The organism is Coralloluteibacterium stylophorae (assembly GCF_018122625.2).
GTDB lineage: Bacteria > Pseudomonadota > Gammaproteobacteria > Xanthomonadales > Xanthomonadaceae > Coralloluteibacterium > Coralloluteibacterium stylophorae.
Window position 1 is genome coordinate 44,594 of the sequence record NZ_JAGQFT020000015.1, and the last position, 15,650, is coordinate 60,243.

Below are 15,650 nucleotides of genomic sequence, written 5' to 3' on the forward strand. Positions count from 1 at the left end.
CTTCTGGTTGCCGCCTGTGCTGCGAGACGTCAGAGCTTGTCGTCCGCCTGCGGCGCCAGCTTGGTGCCGCGGGCCGGCCCGTTCAGCGTCTCCAGCGCCTCGGGCGTCAGCCCGCTGGGCAGCGCATCGCCCTCGACCTCGCGCTCGGCACCCTCGACGCGGCCGGCGGCCAGGTCCTTCTTCAGGTCCCAGGCGCGCTTGACCAGGTAGGCGTGGATGGTCTGCACCTGGTCCATCGTCAGCGTCTCGGCGTAGGACGGCATGCCCTTGTTCGCGCGGCCGCCGTAGACGATGCCCGGGAAGGCGACGTGGTTCTCGGCCGACAGGCGGCGCAGGTCCGGCACGATGCCGCCGCTGACCGCATTGATGCCGTGGCACTGCGAGCAGTTGTCGTTGTAGAGCCCGCGGCCGGCGTTGACGGTGGCGGTGTCGGCCGTGGCTTCCGGCGGCTCGGGATCGGCCAGGTCCGGGAAGTCCGGCTCGGGAAGCACCGCGTCGCCGCCGATCTTGTAGGTCAGCACCTGCGCCCACGGCCGCACGCCGGCATTGAGCGAGGCGCCGCCGGCGAAGGTCGAGAACGCGCCGCCCCAGCCGGCCATGAAGGTGACGTACTGCTCGCCGTCGACGGTGTAGGTCACCGGCGCCGCCATCACGCCGGTGTGCGCCGGCGACTCCCACAGCTTGCGGCCGCTGTCGGCGGCGTAGGCCACCACCCGCCCGTCGGCCGTGCCCTCGAACACCAGGTTGCCGGCGGTGGTCAGCGTGCCGCCGTTGAAGATGGTGATGTAGGGCTGCTCCCAGACCTTCTCCTGCTTGACCGGATCCCAGGCGATCAGCATGCCCTTCCACTGGTCGGCCCAGCGCTTCATGTCGTCGGCATCGTCCTCCATGCCTGCCGCGGCCACGCCGAGCTGGTAGAAGTGCTTGCGCGGCGAGTAGCCGGGATCCTTCACGTTCTCGTAGACCACGCCGAAGATGTGCGCGGGGATGTAGACCAGGCCGGTCTGCGGGTTGTAGGACATCGGCTGCCAGTCGTGGCCGCCCCAGAAGCCAGGCTGCACGTACTTCTTGCCGTTCTCCTCGAGCCAGTACTTGCCCTGCTCGGTGAAGTTCGGGCGGCCGGTCTCTAGGTCGACGCCGTCGGCCCAGTTCATCGGCACGTAGGCCTCGGCCGAGATCAGCTCGCCGTCGGTGCGGTCGATGACGTAGAAGAAGCCGTTCTTCGGCGCCTGCATCAGCACCTTGCGCGTGCGCCCGTCGATTTCCAGCTCGGTCAGGATCATGTGCTGGGTGGCGGTGAAGTCCCAGGCGTCGCCGGGCGTGGTCTGGTAGTGCCAGGCGTATTCGCCGGTGTCGGCATCGACCGCGACGATCGACGACAGGAACAGGTTGTCGCCCTTGCCCTCGCTGCGCGTGCCGTAGTTCCAGTAGGAGGCGTTGCCGACGCCGATGTAGAGCAGGTTGAGTTCCGGGTCGTAGGCGAAGGAGTCCCACGCCGTGCCGCCGCCGCCCTGCGCGACCCAGTTGTCGCCGTGCCAGGTCTTGACCGCCATCTCCAGCGCCGCGTTCTCCTGCGGCTTGGCCGGATCGCCGGGCACGGTGAAGAAGCGCCAGGCCTGTTCGCCGGTCTCGGCGTCGTAGGCGGTGACGTAGCCGCGCACGCCGAACTCGGCGCCGCCGTTGCCGATGATCACCTTGCTGTCGCCGACCACGCGCGGCGCGCCGGTGATGCCGTAGCTGCGCGTGCGGTCGATGATGGTGTCGATGTCCCACAGGCGCTTGCCGGTCTTGGCGTCGATGGCCACCAGGCGGCCGTCGAGGGTACCGACGTAGAGCTTGCCCTCCCATGCCGCCAGGCCGCGGTTGACCGCGTCGCAGCAGAACTCGCCGGCCTTGAGGCGGTCGACTTCGGGATCGTGCTTCCACAGCAGCTCGCCGGTGCGGGCGTCGAAGGCGTAGACCACCGAGAACGCGCCGGTGGTGTACATCACCCCGTCGACGACCAGTGGCGTGGCCTCGACGCCGCGGTCGAAGTCGAGCTTGTAGCTCCAGGCCAGGCCGAGCTGGTCGACGTTCTCGTCGGTAATCTGCTTCAGCGGGCTGAAGCGGGTCTCGCCGTAGTTGCGGCCGTGGCTCATCCAGTTGCCGGGCTCGGCGTCGGCGTTGCGGATGCGCGCGCCGTCGACGTCGGCCGGGGCGCGGTCGGCCGCCCACGCGGACGTGGCCAGGGCCAGGGCGAAGGCGCCGAGCGCGAGGCCGGCGAGGCGACGGGACGTGCCTGGGCGCTGGTCCGCGGACGCAGGCGCCTGGGTGGGATGCTTCATCGGTGGTTTCCTCCCTCTCGTGAATCGGGCGGCGCGGCGGATGGGCCGGCGCCGCCGGTGTTGGTGGCGGATGGCGGGCGCCGTCAGCTCTGGATGTAGGTGACGTGGGTCTCGACGAACTCCATCAGCCCGTGCTTGCCGTCGGCGCCGCCGATGCCGGACTTGCGGCGCCCGGCATGGAAGCCCTGCATGGCCTCGAAGTTCTCGCGGTTGACGTAGGTCTCGCCGAACTTGAGCTCGCGCATCGCCTTCATCGTGGCGGCGAGATCGCGGGTGTAGATCGACGAGGTCAGGCCGTACTCGGAATCGTTGGCCAGGGCGATGGCCTCGTCCAGGCTGTCGACGACCTGCACCGGCAGCACCGGCCCGAAGATCTCCTTGCGCATGATCTCCATGTCGGCACGGCAGCCGGTGACGAGCGTCGCCGGGTAGTACCAGCCGCGGGCGTCGTCGCCGCGCGCGCCGCCGGTGACCACGGTGGCACCGTCGGCCCGGGCCTGCTCGACCATGGCCTCGACCTTCTTCAGGCCGGCCTCGTTGATCATCGGGCCCATGCCCACCGAGGCGTCCGCGGACGGATCGCCCATGGTCACCACCTGCATGCGCTCGGCGATCTTCGCCACCAGCGCCTCGGCGACCGGGCGCTCCACGTAGAGGCGCTCTGCGCAGTTGCAGACCTGCCCGGTGTTGATCACGCGGGAGTCGACGATGGCCCTGGCAGCGAGATCGAGGTCGGCGTCGGCCAGCACGATGGCCGGCGCCTTGCCGCCGAGTTCGAGGTTGACGCGGGTCAGGTTGTTCGCGGCGGCCTGCATGATCCGCACGCCGGTGGCGACCGAGCCGGTGAAGGTCACCAGGTCGATGCCGGTGTGGCCGGAGAGCGCCGCGCCGGTGGTCGCACCGCGGCCGCCGACGAGGTTGAAGACGCCGGCCGGCAGGTCCGTCTCGGCCACGAGCCTGGCGAACTCGTAGGCGTTGATCGGCGTCTCCTCGCTGGGCTTGACGACGATGGTGTTGCCGGTCACCAGCGCCGGCGCCATCTTCCGGGCGATGAGGAAGAACGGGAAGTTCCACGGCAGGATGCCGGCGACCACGCCCATCGGCCTGTAGTCGAGGAAGATGCTCTCGCCCTTGCGGTCGCTCGGGATGATCTCGCCCTCGATGCGCCGCGCCCACTCCGCCATGTAGTCGATGTAGTCGGCGGTGAAGTTGACCTCGACCTCGGCCAGGCCGCGCAGCTTGCCCTGCTCGGCGACGATGATCGACGCGAAGTGGTCGACCTTCTCGCGCAGCTTCGCGGAGATGCGGCGCAGGTAGCCCGCGCGCTCGATGTTGGTCAGCGCCTCCCAGGCCGGCTGCGCGCGGCGCGCGGCGGCGACCGCGGCATCGACCGAGGCCTGGCCGCCGTCGGGGATGCGCGCCAGGAGCGCCTGCGTGGCCGGGTTGAGCACGTCGATCGTCTCGCCCTGGCCGGCGACGAACGCGCCGTCGATGTAGTCCTGGTACGTGGTCGTCATGGAACGTGTGACTCCTTAGCTTGCGAACGGGTGGCGCGCATGCGCGCCGGGCGCCTACCAGGCGTAGGCGTACTTCAGGTTCCAGCTGTCGGCGACCACGTGGTTGCGGCCGTCGAGGCTGGTGGAGTAGCGGAAGGTGAGGGACTGGTTCTCGAAGGTGTGCAGCATCAGGCCGGCGCCGCCGTCGACGACCCAGGAGCTGTCGTAGTCGTCGCTGGCGCGGGTGTGCTCGTAGTCGAGCGCCAGGAACGGCTCGAGGTGCCGGCTGGCGCGCCAGCCGAAGCGGTTGTTGGTGTGCCAGGTCAGGCCCGGCCGGGTGCCGTCGTCGCGCTCGCCCTGCCAGACGAAGCCGGCGTCGCCGGTCCAGCCGAGCGCCTCGCCGCGCCAGTCCCAGAACACGCTGGTGAGGTTCTTCCAGTTGGTGTCGCTGACCTCGCTGGCCCCGACCGGCACCGAGGCGAAGGACTGCAGGCCCAGCACGAGGCCGTCGGCAGGCTTGATCCAGGTGGCGAAGCCGGTGAGCGGATCGCCGATGCCGCTGCGCCGGCGCTCGCCCTCGGCGGCCTCGCGGTTGCGCACCGCGATCTCCGGCACGATGACCTCCCAGGCGAGGCCGACGTCGGGGTTGGACTCCGGCGTCCAGAAGCGCACGTACTTGGACTGGCCGACGATCTGCTGCGAGCCGTCGCCCGAGACGCGGTCGCCGCCGGCGTCGTAGACGCGGTCGTTCTGCTGCACGAAGCCGTACTGGACGAAGACGTTGAACGGCTCGAAGCCGACCGGCAGCTCGTACTCGTGCGGGCCGATGACGTCGAAGGTGACGCCGGCATGCGCGGCAGGCAGCGCCGCAGCGGCGCCGAGCGCCAGGACGGCCGGAGCCAGGCGGCGCGGACGCCGGGTGTGCGTGTGCCCTGCAGGCATTGGTGTCCTCCCCGAAGCGCGGCGTCGTCGCCGCTGTCATGTCGTGTCATGCTGCGCTGCAGCAGTTTCATCAGAAACTTTCTGCGGGTTCTTCACAGCAACGGACATGCCAGCTCGTCGCTACCGGGGGGAGCGGATCGCAAGCTACGGACAAAAAAGGAGAAATGCAGACGATGCCGGTCGCGCTCGCGGCCGCGAGGATGCGACACCTGTCGCCGTCAGGGCGGCGCTGCGACAGCCTGCAGAGACACCTGTCGCAGCGATGCCCCGATCAGAACAGCCGGGTCGCGACCGCCTTGCGCGAGATCCGGAAGACCGCGGCGGGCGGCAGGTTCGCGAACGTCCGGCCGACGAGGCGGGCGCGCAGCCCGTAACGTTCCAGCACGGCTCGCGGCACCGGGCAGCCGGGACCATAGGTGAACTGGTAGAACGCGCCGCCGTCGCGGAGCTGCGAGAACGCACCCTTCAGGATGCGCGCGACCTGCAGGGACGACATGGACAGCAGGGGCAGCCCGCTGACCACCGCGCCGGCGCCGGTGCCGGCGAACAGATCCAGTCCGCCGAGCCGCGCCGCGTCCATCTGCAGGACCCGGCTCGACGGAAATTCGTGACGCAGGCGGCGTGCGAATCCCGGGCCGGACTCGACCAGGACGAGCTGGTCCTGCGGCACGCCAACGGCGACGAGCCGGCGCGTGAACACGCCCGTGCCCGCGCCGAGTTCCAGGACCGGCGCGTCCGCGGCCGAGATGCCGCGGGTGATCAGCGCGGCGAGCGCCCTGCTCGAGGGCGCGATCGCGGCGACGCGCCGCGGTGCGATGACCCAGTTGCAGAGGAAGCTGAGCTGCTCGTTCATCGGAGGGGACCTCGGGTCGGGAAGACGCCTGCGTCCGGCGGAGGCAGGCGATGACGGACGCGCCGCGCCGCGCGTCAGGGAAAGGCCACGCCGGTCAGGGTTTCGGACTCGGCCCAGAGTCTTGCCGCAACGCGCGCATCCAGCGCCCGCGGGGGCATGCGTGCGCGGACGGGATGTCCGCGCGTCTCGCCGAGCCGGTCGGGGCCGTAGTAGCCGCCGCCGCGCGCCCGCGGCGAGGTCGCGGCATAGAGAGTCGGCAGGGCTCCCTGTGCGGAGGGTTGGAACAGGAACCACAGCGCCCGGCGCAGGCGCCCGGCGACGCTGGCCGCGCCGGTGCCGTTGAGGATGAGATCGGTGCGCGAGACGCCGGGATGCGCGGCGATGCTGCGGATGCCCCAGCCGCCGGCCTCGCTGCGGCGCTGCAGTTCCAGCGCGAACATCAGGCAGGCGAGCTTGGACTGGCCGTAGGCGACCATCGGGCGGTAGCGTCGCGCGGACTGCAGATCGTCGAAGTCGATGGCGCCGCGCCGGGCGGCCACGCTCGACAGCGTGACGACACGCGCGTCCACGCCCTTGTGCAGCAGCGGAAGCAACTGCGCGGTCAGGGCGAAGTGGCCCAGGTGGCGGCGGGCAGGGCCCGGCAGCGCCGAACGCGCCGGCTGCGTTCTCCAGCAGCTGACTGCGCCACTGCGTGATCTGGTTGGGGTGCAGGTCGAACTGCTGAGCCAGCTCGGCCAGCGTCTTGTCGCCCTTGATGGCGGCCAGGGCCACTTTGGCCTTGAACGCCGGCGAGTGGTTGCGGCGGGGTCGTCTTGCCATACATCTGCTCCTTGTGCGGCGATCATCATCGCCTCAGTGAGCAGGAAATCCACCTACCGGACTGTTCAGATATCCGGGGCCACTTCTCTTGCCGACGTCGAGATTTCGATCACCCGCCGCTACTTGTTCGCAGAGCCGCTCCGCAGTGAGCGCACACCGCGCGATCCCAAGGCATGGCTACGCCTGGAAGGGATCAGGCGTAACAATCTTCAAGGTCTCGACGTCGAGTTTCCCATCGGCTGCTTCACCGCTGTCACCGGCGTTTCGGGATCGGGCAAATCCAGTCTTGTCAGTCAGGCGCTGCCCGAGCTCGTCACGGAACACCTCGGCGCCCCCCCCCCGTGGCCGAGGAGGAGGATATCGATCCGCTGCTCGATGTTGCGCAGAACGAAACTGAAGGACGCATTGTCGCAGGCATGGAGCATGTTCGCAGGCTGGTGCGGGTCGATCAGAAACCGATCGGCCGCACGCCGCGCTCGAACCTATCCACCTACAGCGGCATGTTCGACCATGTGCGAAGGATCTTCGCTGATACGCCGCTCGCCCGCCGGCGGCACTACAGCCCGGGAAGGTTCTCGTTCAACGTCGCGCAAGGCCGCTGCCCTGTGTGCGAAGGCGAGGGATACGTCATGGTGGAGCTGCTGTTCCTGCCAAGCGTTTTTGCGCCGTGCTCGACCTGTCATGGCTCTCGCTACAACCCGCAAACGCTCGAAGTCGAATGGAACGGGCGCAATATCGCCCAGGTGCTCGAACTGACGGTGGACGATGCGTGCGATTTCTTCGCTGGCGAGGCATCTGTGATGCGCTCCCTCGACGTGCTGCGGGAGATCGGTCTTGGCTATCTGAGGCTCGGACAGCCGGCAACCGAGCTGTCAGGCGGGGAGGCTCAGCGCATCAAGCTGGCGACTGAACTGCAACGCGCTCAACGCGGCAACGCGATCTACATCCTCGACGAGCCAACTTCGGGGCTTCAACCCTCCGATGCGGACCGGCTGATGCAACATCTGCAGGGCCTCGTCGACGCCGGCAATACGGTCGTCGTCGTCGAACATGACATGCGCGCCATCACACAGGTGGATTGGATCATCGATCTGGGACCGGGGGCCGGGGAAGATGGTGGCCGTATCGTTGCCAGCGGCGTCCCTGGCGTCGTTGCGGAAGCGGAAGGCAGTCTCACCGCCCCCTATCTTAAAGCGGCACTGTAGGTCGTAAATCTGGCCGAACGCACGTTCGATCAGGTGCATCTCAACCACACGTTGGAAACGCACGTTCGATCAGGTGCATCTCAACCACACGTTGGAATGGGTCGAATCTGGAAGCGGGAGCCGGCGATGTGTCACCGCGGTTGACGCGGCTTAGGGTTTGAGTGCCCGTCAGGTGCGCCGTGTTCGTGTGATACGCGGCGTGGCGGACGGCCAATCGCTGGCCATCCGCCACGCTTGCTTTGTGCAGACCTTCTCCAGGGAGAGGGCCCTCACATGGTTCGTCGAAACGCCCAGTCTTTAATTCCCGGCTGCGAGCCCAGCGCCACACCTGCCGCGACTTGCTCCACGAGTTTGGCACAGAAGGCGGGTAAATCGTTGGGGTCGCGGCTTGTGACAAGGCCGTTGTCGACTACCACTTCCTCATTGATCCATGTACCGCCGGCGTTCTCGATATCGATCTTCAGCGTTGGGTAGGACGTCAGGGAACGCCCCTTAAGCACGTCAGCCTCAATCAATGTCCAGGGTGCATGGCATATAGCCGCAACCGGTTTTTTTTTGATCGAAGAAGGCCCGGATGAAACCAATTGCCTCGCCGCTGCCGCGCAGCTTGTCGGCGCCGACAGTCCCTCCGGGCACGACAAGGCCGTCGAAATCGTCGGCTTTGACCTCGGCAAACGTCTTGTCGATAGTATAGCTGCCGCCCTCGTCAAGGTCGCTATTGACCGTACGAGCCACGCCCGTTTCAAAACTGACCACGGTCACTTTGCCGCCAGCCTCCTCGATAGCTTGCTTGGGCTTCGAGAATTCTGGCTCTTCCGTTCCGCGAGGTGCGATCAGAATGGCAACTGATTTGCCTTCCAAAGGCATAATTTATTTCCTATTCCGTCGAAGACTAAGGTCAGGTGCCCGGCTTGAGCACGACCTTCGTCCAACCAGCATCGCGCTCGTCGAAATGCTTGTAGGCGTCTGGTGCCTGATCAAGCGGCAGTCGGTGCGAGATGATTTGGGCAGGATTGGCCCGGCCTTGCTCGATAAGCTTCATCAATCGCCGGTTGTAGTGCTTTACATTGCACTGGCCGGTGCCGATCTTCTGGCCCTTGAACCAGAAGTTGCCGAAGTCGAACGCCATCTTGCCTTCCTTCTGAAGATCGTCGGGCGCGTTCGGGTCTTCCGGAATGAACACGCCGACGACGCCGATTCCGCCAGTGGCCTTCGTGCTTTTGACGAGGCAGTTCATCGTGTAATTGCTGCGCTCCTTGCCGTGGCGATCGCAGCACTGGTAACCTACCGCCTCGACCCCACGGTCGGTCCCGAGGCCGCCGGTTGCGTCAAGGATCTGCTGGGCGGGATCGCCCTTGCGCATGTCGATCGGAATCGCGCCCACCGCCTCGGCCAGTTTCAGGCGGTCATCGTGAGAATCGACCACGAAGATCTGAGCGGCACCGCGGATTTGGGCTGAGTGCGCGGCCATCAAACCGACCGGACCAGCGCCGTAGATCGCGATGCTTTCGCCGGGCAGGAAACCGGACAGTTCGACGCCATGCCAACCTGTCGGGAAGATGTCGGAGAGCATGACATAGTCGTCCTCCTTCTCTTCGGCGTCCTCGGGCAGCTTCAGACAATTGAAGTCCGCATAAGGAACGCGCATCAATTCGGCCTGTCCGCCTTGCCACGGCCCCATCTCGGCAAAGCCATACGCTGCGCCGGCGGTTCCGGGGTTGGTCGTGAGGCAAAACCCCGTCAAACCGCGTTCGCAATTTTCGCAGAAACCGCAACCGACATTGAACGGCATGCACACGCGATCGCCCTTCTTGATACGATCTACGGCAGCGCCAACTTCGATGACCTCGCCAAGGTTTTCGTGACCGAAGACCCTGCCCTTCTCGAAGCTGGTGCGGCCCTCATACATGTGAAGGTCCGACCCGCAGATATTGGTCGTGGTCAGCCGGATGATAACATCGGTCTGCTTTTCGATCTTGGGATCATCGATGGTACTGACAGAAACATCTTTGGGCCCGTTGTACACGACAGCTTTCATGGATCTTCTCCTTTCGCAGCTCTTCTCGACGCGTCATCAAATCGAGAGCTTAATGATGATTTGCTCCATCGCAACGGCGGAGGACATCGCACCCTTCCGAGTGATCTCAGTTTACTGAACCCTCTGCTACCTGAGAGGTTCCTTCCCGTAGGGCCGTCCCGTCCTGGGATCGATTCACGGCGGTATTCTGCACGCGGGCGATGAGAGCGACGCGCTAGGGTGCCGACCGCTCCGCTATTTCGCGGCCAGCAGGGTGAACTTGTGAATCTGCGGCGGTTCAGAAAACAGTTCTTCTGCCTTGCCCATCAGTGCGGCGGCAACCTTGCCGTCAAGATGGGCCTGCCGATCCTCCTCTGTGTCGAACGTATCGAAGATCGCGTACGCACCGGGACCTTCCTCGATCGCATACCAGGTCAGAGTGCCCGCCTCAGCTTGAACGAGCGGCAATGCCGAGGTCAGGAAATTGGCGACATCACGCTCTTTTCCGGGCTTGGCCTTCAGAGGTACATACAGGGCAAGTTTGGGCATGAATGACTCCTCAAGTGAAAGGGACAAATATTATTCTGCAAAGTAACGGACGAGCGGGCCGGTAGGTTCCCCATGAGGCGAAGCACACGCGGCCCCGCCTCCTCGTCGAAATCAGAACTGCTGTGCGGTCGGCCGGATGACGATCGCGTTGACGTCGACGTCATCAGGTTGTTCGACAGCGAACGCGATAGCACGCGCCACCGATGCCGCCGGGATGGCCTGCTTGTAGAAGTCCAGCACCGTCTCGGCAGCCGCGCCAGAGGTCGTGAACTTCAAATCGCTTTCGACAGCTCCAGGCTCGATTGACGTGACCCGGACCTTTTCCCCCACCTCGTGGCGCAAGCCCTCGCTGATCGCGCTGACGGCGAACTTGGTGCCGGAGTAGACCGTGCCGCCCGGTGCGAATACCTTGATGCCCGCAACCGAGCTCAAGTTGATGATGTGACCGCTGCCCTGCTCGAGAAAGCCGGGAAGGGCCGCCGCGATGCCGTAGAGCGTACCCTTCAGATTGACGTCGATCATCTGGTCCCACTCGTCGGTGTTGACCTCGGACATCGGACGGATCGGCATTAGCCCGGCGTTGTTGATCAGCACATCGAGGCGGCCGAAGTCGGCAATAATTGCGGCAACGACGGACTGGACCGCCGACTTGTCGGTCACGTCGAGCGCGTAGCTACGTGCCGTGCCGCCGTTTGCGGCGATGTCCGCGACGACCTCGTCGAGCCTGTCCTTGCGCCGCGCGGCGATGGCCACCTTCGCGCCGCGTTCCGCGAGAAGACGCGCCGTTTCTGCGCCGATGCCGGTGCTGCCGCCGGTGATGAGAACGACCTTGCCTTCAATACCCCTGGTCACGACTGTATTCCTTCAAGTCAGTTGTTGATTTTTCGCCGGATCGCGGCTCCGCCTCAACGTTAGCCGCGTGGATGAATTAGGTCCGAAAGGTACCACGCGAAGCGCAGGTGCCAACAGGCCGATTATCCGCAACTCTTCTGTGTTGAACGCGTGTAGAAGCCGTGCCACGAAGACCTGGCCGATCAAGGCGAGACCGCCAGCCTGAACCGGGTGGCGCGGTTGATGACGGCCTCGGCCTGCAGGGCTGGCCGAGGCCGAAGCGGCAGGGACAACGTGGCCGCCCGGCGCTCACGCCCCCGGGCGTGCGCAACCGGCTGGAGTGGGACTTCAGCGCGCTGGAGCCGGAGACCAAATGGGTCACCGACATCACTGAGGTCAAAACATCACAAGGCAAGCTGTATCTATGCATCGTGCTGGATTTGTTCGACCAGCGCGTGGTGGGTTGGTCGATGCACCACAGGCAGGACCGGCACATGGTGATCCGGGCGGTGCAGATGGCGGTATGGCAGCGTGCGGAGCCGGTGATCCTGCATTCCGATCGCGGCAGTCAATTCCGAAGCGGCGACTACCAGCGGTATCTGTCGAGAAACGGCCTGTTCTGTTCGATGAGCGCGGTGGGACACTGCAGGGACAAGGCGGCCTGCGAAGGTTTTTTCGGCGTGCTCAAGCGCGAGCGGATCTACCGCACGAAGTACCTGACACTCGATGCAGCGAAGACTGATGTGTTCGAATACGTCGAGCGGTTCCATAACCCGAGGATGCGGCGAAGAGTCGCCAGGCTCGATCGGAAGTTCCAAGCTCTTTCACAACCGTCCGTGATTTCAGGGTAGAACCCCCCTGCTCTTCCCCGAGCTTTCGGCCACCGGGATGGAGACGGGCTTATCGGCTTCCTGTTCTTTCTTGACCTGCGGCAGCGGTTCGCGCTCGAACGCGGGGATGTCCAAAAAGGTCATGACCTTCTCTGCCTGGCTTGCGGCGCGGAACAGGGTTTTGGGGTCGTCGGCCAGGGCCTTCATCCAACTCTGCAAATAAGCCGCGTGCTGCTCGTCATGTTCCTTGCCCAAGGCGATGCCCAGGCGACTGGAAATGAACAAGCTGGACAGTTCTGCAACGAGCTCCTCCTTGGCGTAGTCCTGGCTGCCGAAACCGCCGATCTGCTGGCGGTCCAAGCGGTGCTTGGCGCCCGTCCAGTGAGCGAGTTCGTGGAGCAGCGTGGCCTGGTAGCTCACGTCGTCGCTGAAGGTGCTGAACTTCGGGAGGTGAATCGAGTCCGCGGCGATGGAGTAGAAAGCCCGGTTGCCTCCGTCGTGGTGAAGCTTGGGTTGGTGCTTGTCCAGCAACTCCCGAACGCGCAAGTTGCGGATCGTCTCAGGCATGACGAAGGGGGGCGGCGGCTCGGGCATTCCGTCGATTTGGCCAGCGTTGAACACCGTGGCGACGAACACCGACGGTCCCTGGTATCCGCCCTTCTCTTCGCCCTCGGTCAACGGCTCGGCGTCGTCTTTCGCCTTGCCCGTCTTACTGAAATCCCAGTAGGCGATCCGCTGCCCCTTCTCACCGCGCTTCACCACGGCCCCAATGCTTTCAGCCTGGCGATAAGTCAGCCAGCGGTCGTCTTGGTAGCTGTGGACGAGTTGGGCCACGCGCAGGATGACCGTGTTGGAGCCCCGATAGGCCTTGCCCGAAAGCGGGTTCCACGGGCCGTTGATCGCGCCACCCCGCGGGGCGTCGGGATCGTTCCATGGGCGGCGCCAGGGGATGGTGCCCTGCTTCATCAAGTCGAGCATGCGCCGGGTTTCGGCTTGAATGAGATCGGAATACTTGGACATGGGGTGGTTGCCTCAAATCTTTTTAAACCTCCTGCGCCTCCAAGCAGGTGGTTGTGGGTGGGATGGTTAGAACTCGAAATGCAGGTCTACGGACTTCCGCTGATCCAGCAGTCGGGTGACCAAATCCAAGAGGTCCCTTTCGCTGCGCAGGCCTTCGTCACCGTCTTTTCCTAACTTCACATGCAGGCCGAAAGCGGACTGAACGAGCAGGTATTGCGGGTCGAACTCGGGGCCTTCTGGCCCCAGGTCTTCGGCGGTGATGGCTTCTTCGTGGAATGCGCCTTCGGGGATTTCGGGGTTGAGCGGATACATGGGGGTCTCCTTTTCTGAGTGGATACCCCTTTGCAATAGCGCACCTGCGGCGGTTGTAAAGGCCTAGCCGTTCTTGCTGGGCTGATCCATCTGGCGGGCAAGCCGGCGCAGAAAGGCGCGGTGGTTGAGGTGTCCACGAACGTCGCTGGGCGTGGAGGGAGCGAAGACGCGTTGGGTCCGCCCATTCCGCTGCAGTTGAAGTTCGACATGGCACCCCGCAGACACCTGGGCGTTCAACACGCGAAAGCCCTCGCGCTCTGCCATCAACTTCGCCTCACGGATCGTTCGCTTACCGGCCATTGGCTGCCTCCTTGGTCTTCTTCTCCCCCTCGGCCTTGCGCTGCTCGCGAGCCTGCCGCTCCCGGCGATCCTGCTTCTCCCACGCGGCGGCGTTCTTGGCTTGGCGTTCCCGCTCTGCGCGTCGCTCGGCCTGGGCCTGCTCGTAGGGCGTGTTGGTGAAGCCAAAGACGTCTCGGATGGCGTCGGGCATGTCGGCGAAGTCCTGTTCGGCCTGCTGCTCGGCCACCGCTGCTCGGGCTTGGTTGTCCGCGTCGTTCGCGGCTTTGGCCTGGTCGAACTCGGCTTTGCGGGCTTCTGGCGTCAGGGCATCCAGGCGCTTGAGCTCCCGCTCATGCTCGCGCTCGGCGTCGGTCTGCTCGCCCTTCCAGCTGCAGAGGTAGCAGTCCAACTGCTCGCCCTCCACGCGCCGATTCGACGGACGCCCGCGCAAGTGCCCGGCGGTCTTCAGGCCGCGGGTGAACTGGCGCTGCGTGAGGATCTCCTCGACTTCAAAGCCCTTCTTCTCGCACCACGAAACGTAGCGTGCATGGATGGCCTTGACGCTCTGCCACTGCTCACTGCCAGCGGCAGCGCCGAACTGCACCCGGTCGGCGTGGGCCCAGGCCGCGATGGAGTCGGCGCCGTGGATGACGGCCTGCTTGTAGGCCTGCGCGGCTTCCGGCAGTTCGTGGTCGGCCATGAAGCGACCGCGGGCCACGACTCGGCGAGCGCCTTCCAGCATCCAATCGAGGAACAACTGGCCTTCTTCAGCAAGCAACTTCTTGCTGAAGTCAGGAATGCGGTCGCTCTCCGGGATCACATTCGCCCACTCGACAATAGAAAGGCGGCGGGCCACGCCGCCGGACTTATCGCGGAAAAAGGGCGCAGAGTTGCTACTGACGATCCATTTCGCCCGACTCCGGTAGTTAAGAACGGAGAGGTGCTTGCGGTTGATCGCGATGCCGTTGCCGCTGACCAGGGTTTTGAACGTGCCTTCCTTCCACTTCTCGCACTCCACCTCGTCCACCAGGATCAGCTGGCTGCCCAGGATGCCTTCGAGTGCAAACGTGTCGCTCAACGTGCCCAGGTCCAGGCGGGCCACTTTGTTGTGAACGCCTTCCACGCATTCGGCCAGCGTGGACTTGCCGCTGCCGGCGGCACCGTGCCACCACGCCGCGATCTGGTAAGACCCGGGCAGCAGGGTCATGCCGCATTGCTCCTGCACCAGGGAACGCACGCCCTCGTCTGGCAGCGCATGGGCCAAGAACTTGCCCAGCAGGCTGTCGGCCGGCAGGGGCTTGGGCGTGTAGGCCTCGCCGTGCGTGGCGCCGGTTTGGATGGTCAGGGCGTGGGTCATGCCATACCGCGGCTTGGGGGCCAGGGCTTGGATGCTGGAGGCGGTGATTTCCAGGTAAGCATCGGCGCACGGGACCACCGCACGCTTGGGTTCCAGTTGCGGCAACGCGCTCTGCTGGCCCAAGCGGGTGCGGGCGTAGGCCCAGCAGCTGGAAGCCAGTTTGTCGCTGGATTTCGCCGGGATGTTGGTGTCGAGCCAGTCCGACGCCAGGCCATCGCCCAGGCCGCGGTGGACCAGGGCCCAGTGGTTTTCGCTCCAGCGGTAGACGAGCGTTGACTGGGTGGCGGATTCGTCACGGACGCTGGCCCAAAGGCTGCCGTCCAACCCCAACTGGAGGTGGCGAGCAAACAGGAAGTCCAGGCTTTCCGGGCGCAGCTCGCCTTTGTTGAGCTTGACCTGTTTGTGGCGATCCAAGGCTCGGTGTTCCACCTTCAGATTCCGGGTGTAGTTCTCCCGGTTTTGCTCCCAGCGCTTTTCGATGAGAAAAGACACTTCCGGGGGGTTGACGACCGACGGATCTTGGGCAAGATTGTTTGTAGACATAGTTTTGGCTCCAACGACACCCCGCCCGGCAAGGCGGGGTTTCGCGTTTGTGGGGGTTAGGCGACGTGCGGCAACGCGTTGTCCAGGATTCGGCGCAGCTTCTCGCTGGGAGAAATCCCCGACCGCTTGGCTTCGGCTTTCAGCCGCTTGAAGCGTCCTCGTTGATTCGAGCCAGTCGGAAGTAGAGTTCCCCCAGAAGGAGCTCACATGAAGAAGTCGCGGTTCACCGAGGAACAGGTCGTGCGGATCCTCAAGGAGGTCGAGGCCGGCGCG

General features: G+C 65.1%; 13 protein-coding genes and 3 pseudogenes. 2 read left to right on the top strand and 14 right to left on the bottom strand.

Going from position 1 to position 15,650, the window contains the following annotated elements:
* Positions 1-29 precede the first annotated feature (29 nt).
* From KB893_RS17250 to KB893_RS17275, 6 genes and pseudogenes are all read right to left on the bottom strand, one after another.
* Complete coding sequence (locus tag KB893_RS17250) at positions 30-2,324, bottom strand: PQQ-dependent dehydrogenase, methanol/ethanol family (RefSeq protein ID WP_213173932.1); 2,295 nt, start codon at positions 2,322-2,324, stop codon at positions 30-32.
* Between the two features lie 83 nt (positions 2,325-2,407).
* Positions 2,408-3,841 (bottom strand): aldehyde dehydrogenase, encoded by a 1,434-nt coding sequence (gene aldA / locus KB893_RS17255; RefSeq protein WP_211927636.1) that lies wholly within the window; start codon positions 3,839-3,841, stop codon positions 2,408-2,410.
* A 54-nt stretch (positions 3,842-3,895) separates the two neighbouring features.
* A complete protein-coding gene (locus KB893_RS17260) occupies positions 3,896-4,762 on the bottom strand; it encodes a transporter (protein WP_211927635.1) in 867 nt (288 codons plus the stop codon).
* A 271-nt stretch (positions 4,763-5,033) separates the two neighbouring features.
* Positions 5,034-5,615, bottom strand: coding sequence for a class I SAM-dependent methyltransferase (locus KB893_RS17265; RefSeq protein WP_213173935.1), 582 nt, complete (start codon positions 5,613-5,615; stop codon positions 5,034-5,036).
* A 74-nt stretch (positions 5,616-5,689) separates the two neighbouring features.
* Complete coding sequence (locus KB893_RS17270) at positions 5,690-6,208, bottom strand: SDR family NAD(P)-dependent oxidoreductase (protein WP_211927639.1); 519 nt, start codon at positions 6,206-6,208, stop codon at positions 5,690-5,692.
* A gap of 46 nt (positions 6,209-6,254) precedes the next feature.
* A pseudogene (locus KB893_RS17275) lies at positions 6,255-6,434 on the bottom strand (transposase); the annotation flags it as partial.
* Positions 6,435-6,521: 87 nt separating this feature from the next.
* On the opposite strand from KB893_RS17275, the pseudogene KB893_RS17280 reads away from it, so the two are divergent.
* Positions 6,522-7,639: pseudogene (locus KB893_RS17280) on the top strand (excinuclease ABC subunit UvrA); the annotation flags it as partial.
* 269 nt (positions 7,640-7,908) lie between these two features.
* Here KB893_RS17280 and KB893_RS18470 read toward each other — a convergent pair.
* From KB893_RS18470 to KB893_RS17300, 5 genes are all read right to left on the bottom strand, one after another.
* Positions 7,909-8,154, bottom strand: coding sequence for a DJ-1/PfpI family protein (locus KB893_RS18470; RefSeq protein WP_246505760.1), 246 nt, complete (start codon positions 8,152-8,154; stop codon positions 7,909-7,911).
* Entirely contained in the window at positions 8,147-8,506 is a 360-nt protein-coding gene (locus KB893_RS18475) for a DJ-1/PfpI family protein (RefSeq protein WP_246505761.1), read from the bottom strand. The genes KB893_RS18470 and KB893_RS18475 overlap by 8 nt, the downstream gene beginning before the upstream one ends.
* A gap of 31 nt (positions 8,507-8,537) precedes the next feature.
* The gene (locus KB893_RS17290) at positions 8,538-9,677 is read right to left on the bottom strand and encodes a glutathione-independent formaldehyde dehydrogenase (RefSeq protein WP_211928141.1); all 1,140 of its coding nucleotides are present in this window, start codon (positions 9,675-9,677) and stop codon (positions 8,538-8,540) included.
* Between the two features lie 234 nt (positions 9,678-9,911).
* Positions 9,912-10,205 carry a putative quinol monooxygenase gene (locus KB893_RS17295; RefSeq protein ID WP_211928142.1) on the bottom strand — a complete coding sequence of 98 codons (294 nt, stop codon included), beginning with the start codon at positions 10,203-10,205 and terminating at the stop codon, positions 9,912-9,914.
* A 111-nt stretch (positions 10,206-10,316) separates the two neighbouring features.
* Positions 10,317-11,057: an SDR family oxidoreductase gene (locus KB893_RS17300; RefSeq protein ID WP_211928143.1), complete on the bottom strand. Its 741-nt coding sequence runs from the start codon at positions 11,055-11,057 to the stop codon at positions 10,317-10,319.
* Between the two features lie 168 nt (positions 11,058-11,225).
* Between KB893_RS17300 and KB893_RS17305 the strand changes: the two are divergent.
* A pseudogene (locus tag KB893_RS17305) lies at positions 11,226-11,887 on the top strand (IS3 family transposase); the annotation flags it as partial.
* On the opposite strand, the gene KB893_RS17310 reads toward KB893_RS17305, so the two are convergent.
* The 3 genes from KB893_RS17310 to KB893_RS17320 all read right to left on the bottom strand — a co-directional run bounded on the left by KB893_RS17310 (position 11,879) and on the right by KB893_RS17320 (position 15,377).
* On the bottom strand, positions 11,879-12,886 hold the full coding sequence (locus KB893_RS17310) for an ArdC family protein (RefSeq protein WP_211927982.1): 1,008 nt from the start codon (positions 12,884-12,886) through the stop codon (positions 11,879-11,881). The pseudogene KB893_RS17305 and the gene KB893_RS17310 sit on opposite strands and share 9 nt — an antisense overlap.
* A gap of 66 nt (positions 12,887-12,952) precedes the next feature.
* Positions 12,953-13,198 carry a hypothetical protein gene (locus KB893_RS17315; RefSeq protein WP_211927983.1) on the bottom strand — a complete coding sequence of 82 codons (246 nt, stop codon included), beginning with the start codon at positions 13,196-13,198 and terminating at the stop codon, positions 12,953-12,955.
* Positions 13,199-13,487: 289 nt separating this feature from the next.
* On the bottom strand, positions 13,488-15,377 hold the full coding sequence (locus tag KB893_RS17320; protein ID WP_211927984.1) for a DUF5906 domain-containing protein: 1,890 nt from the start codon (positions 15,375-15,377) through the stop codon (positions 13,488-13,490).
* Between the last annotated feature and the right edge of the window lie 273 nt (positions 15,378-15,650).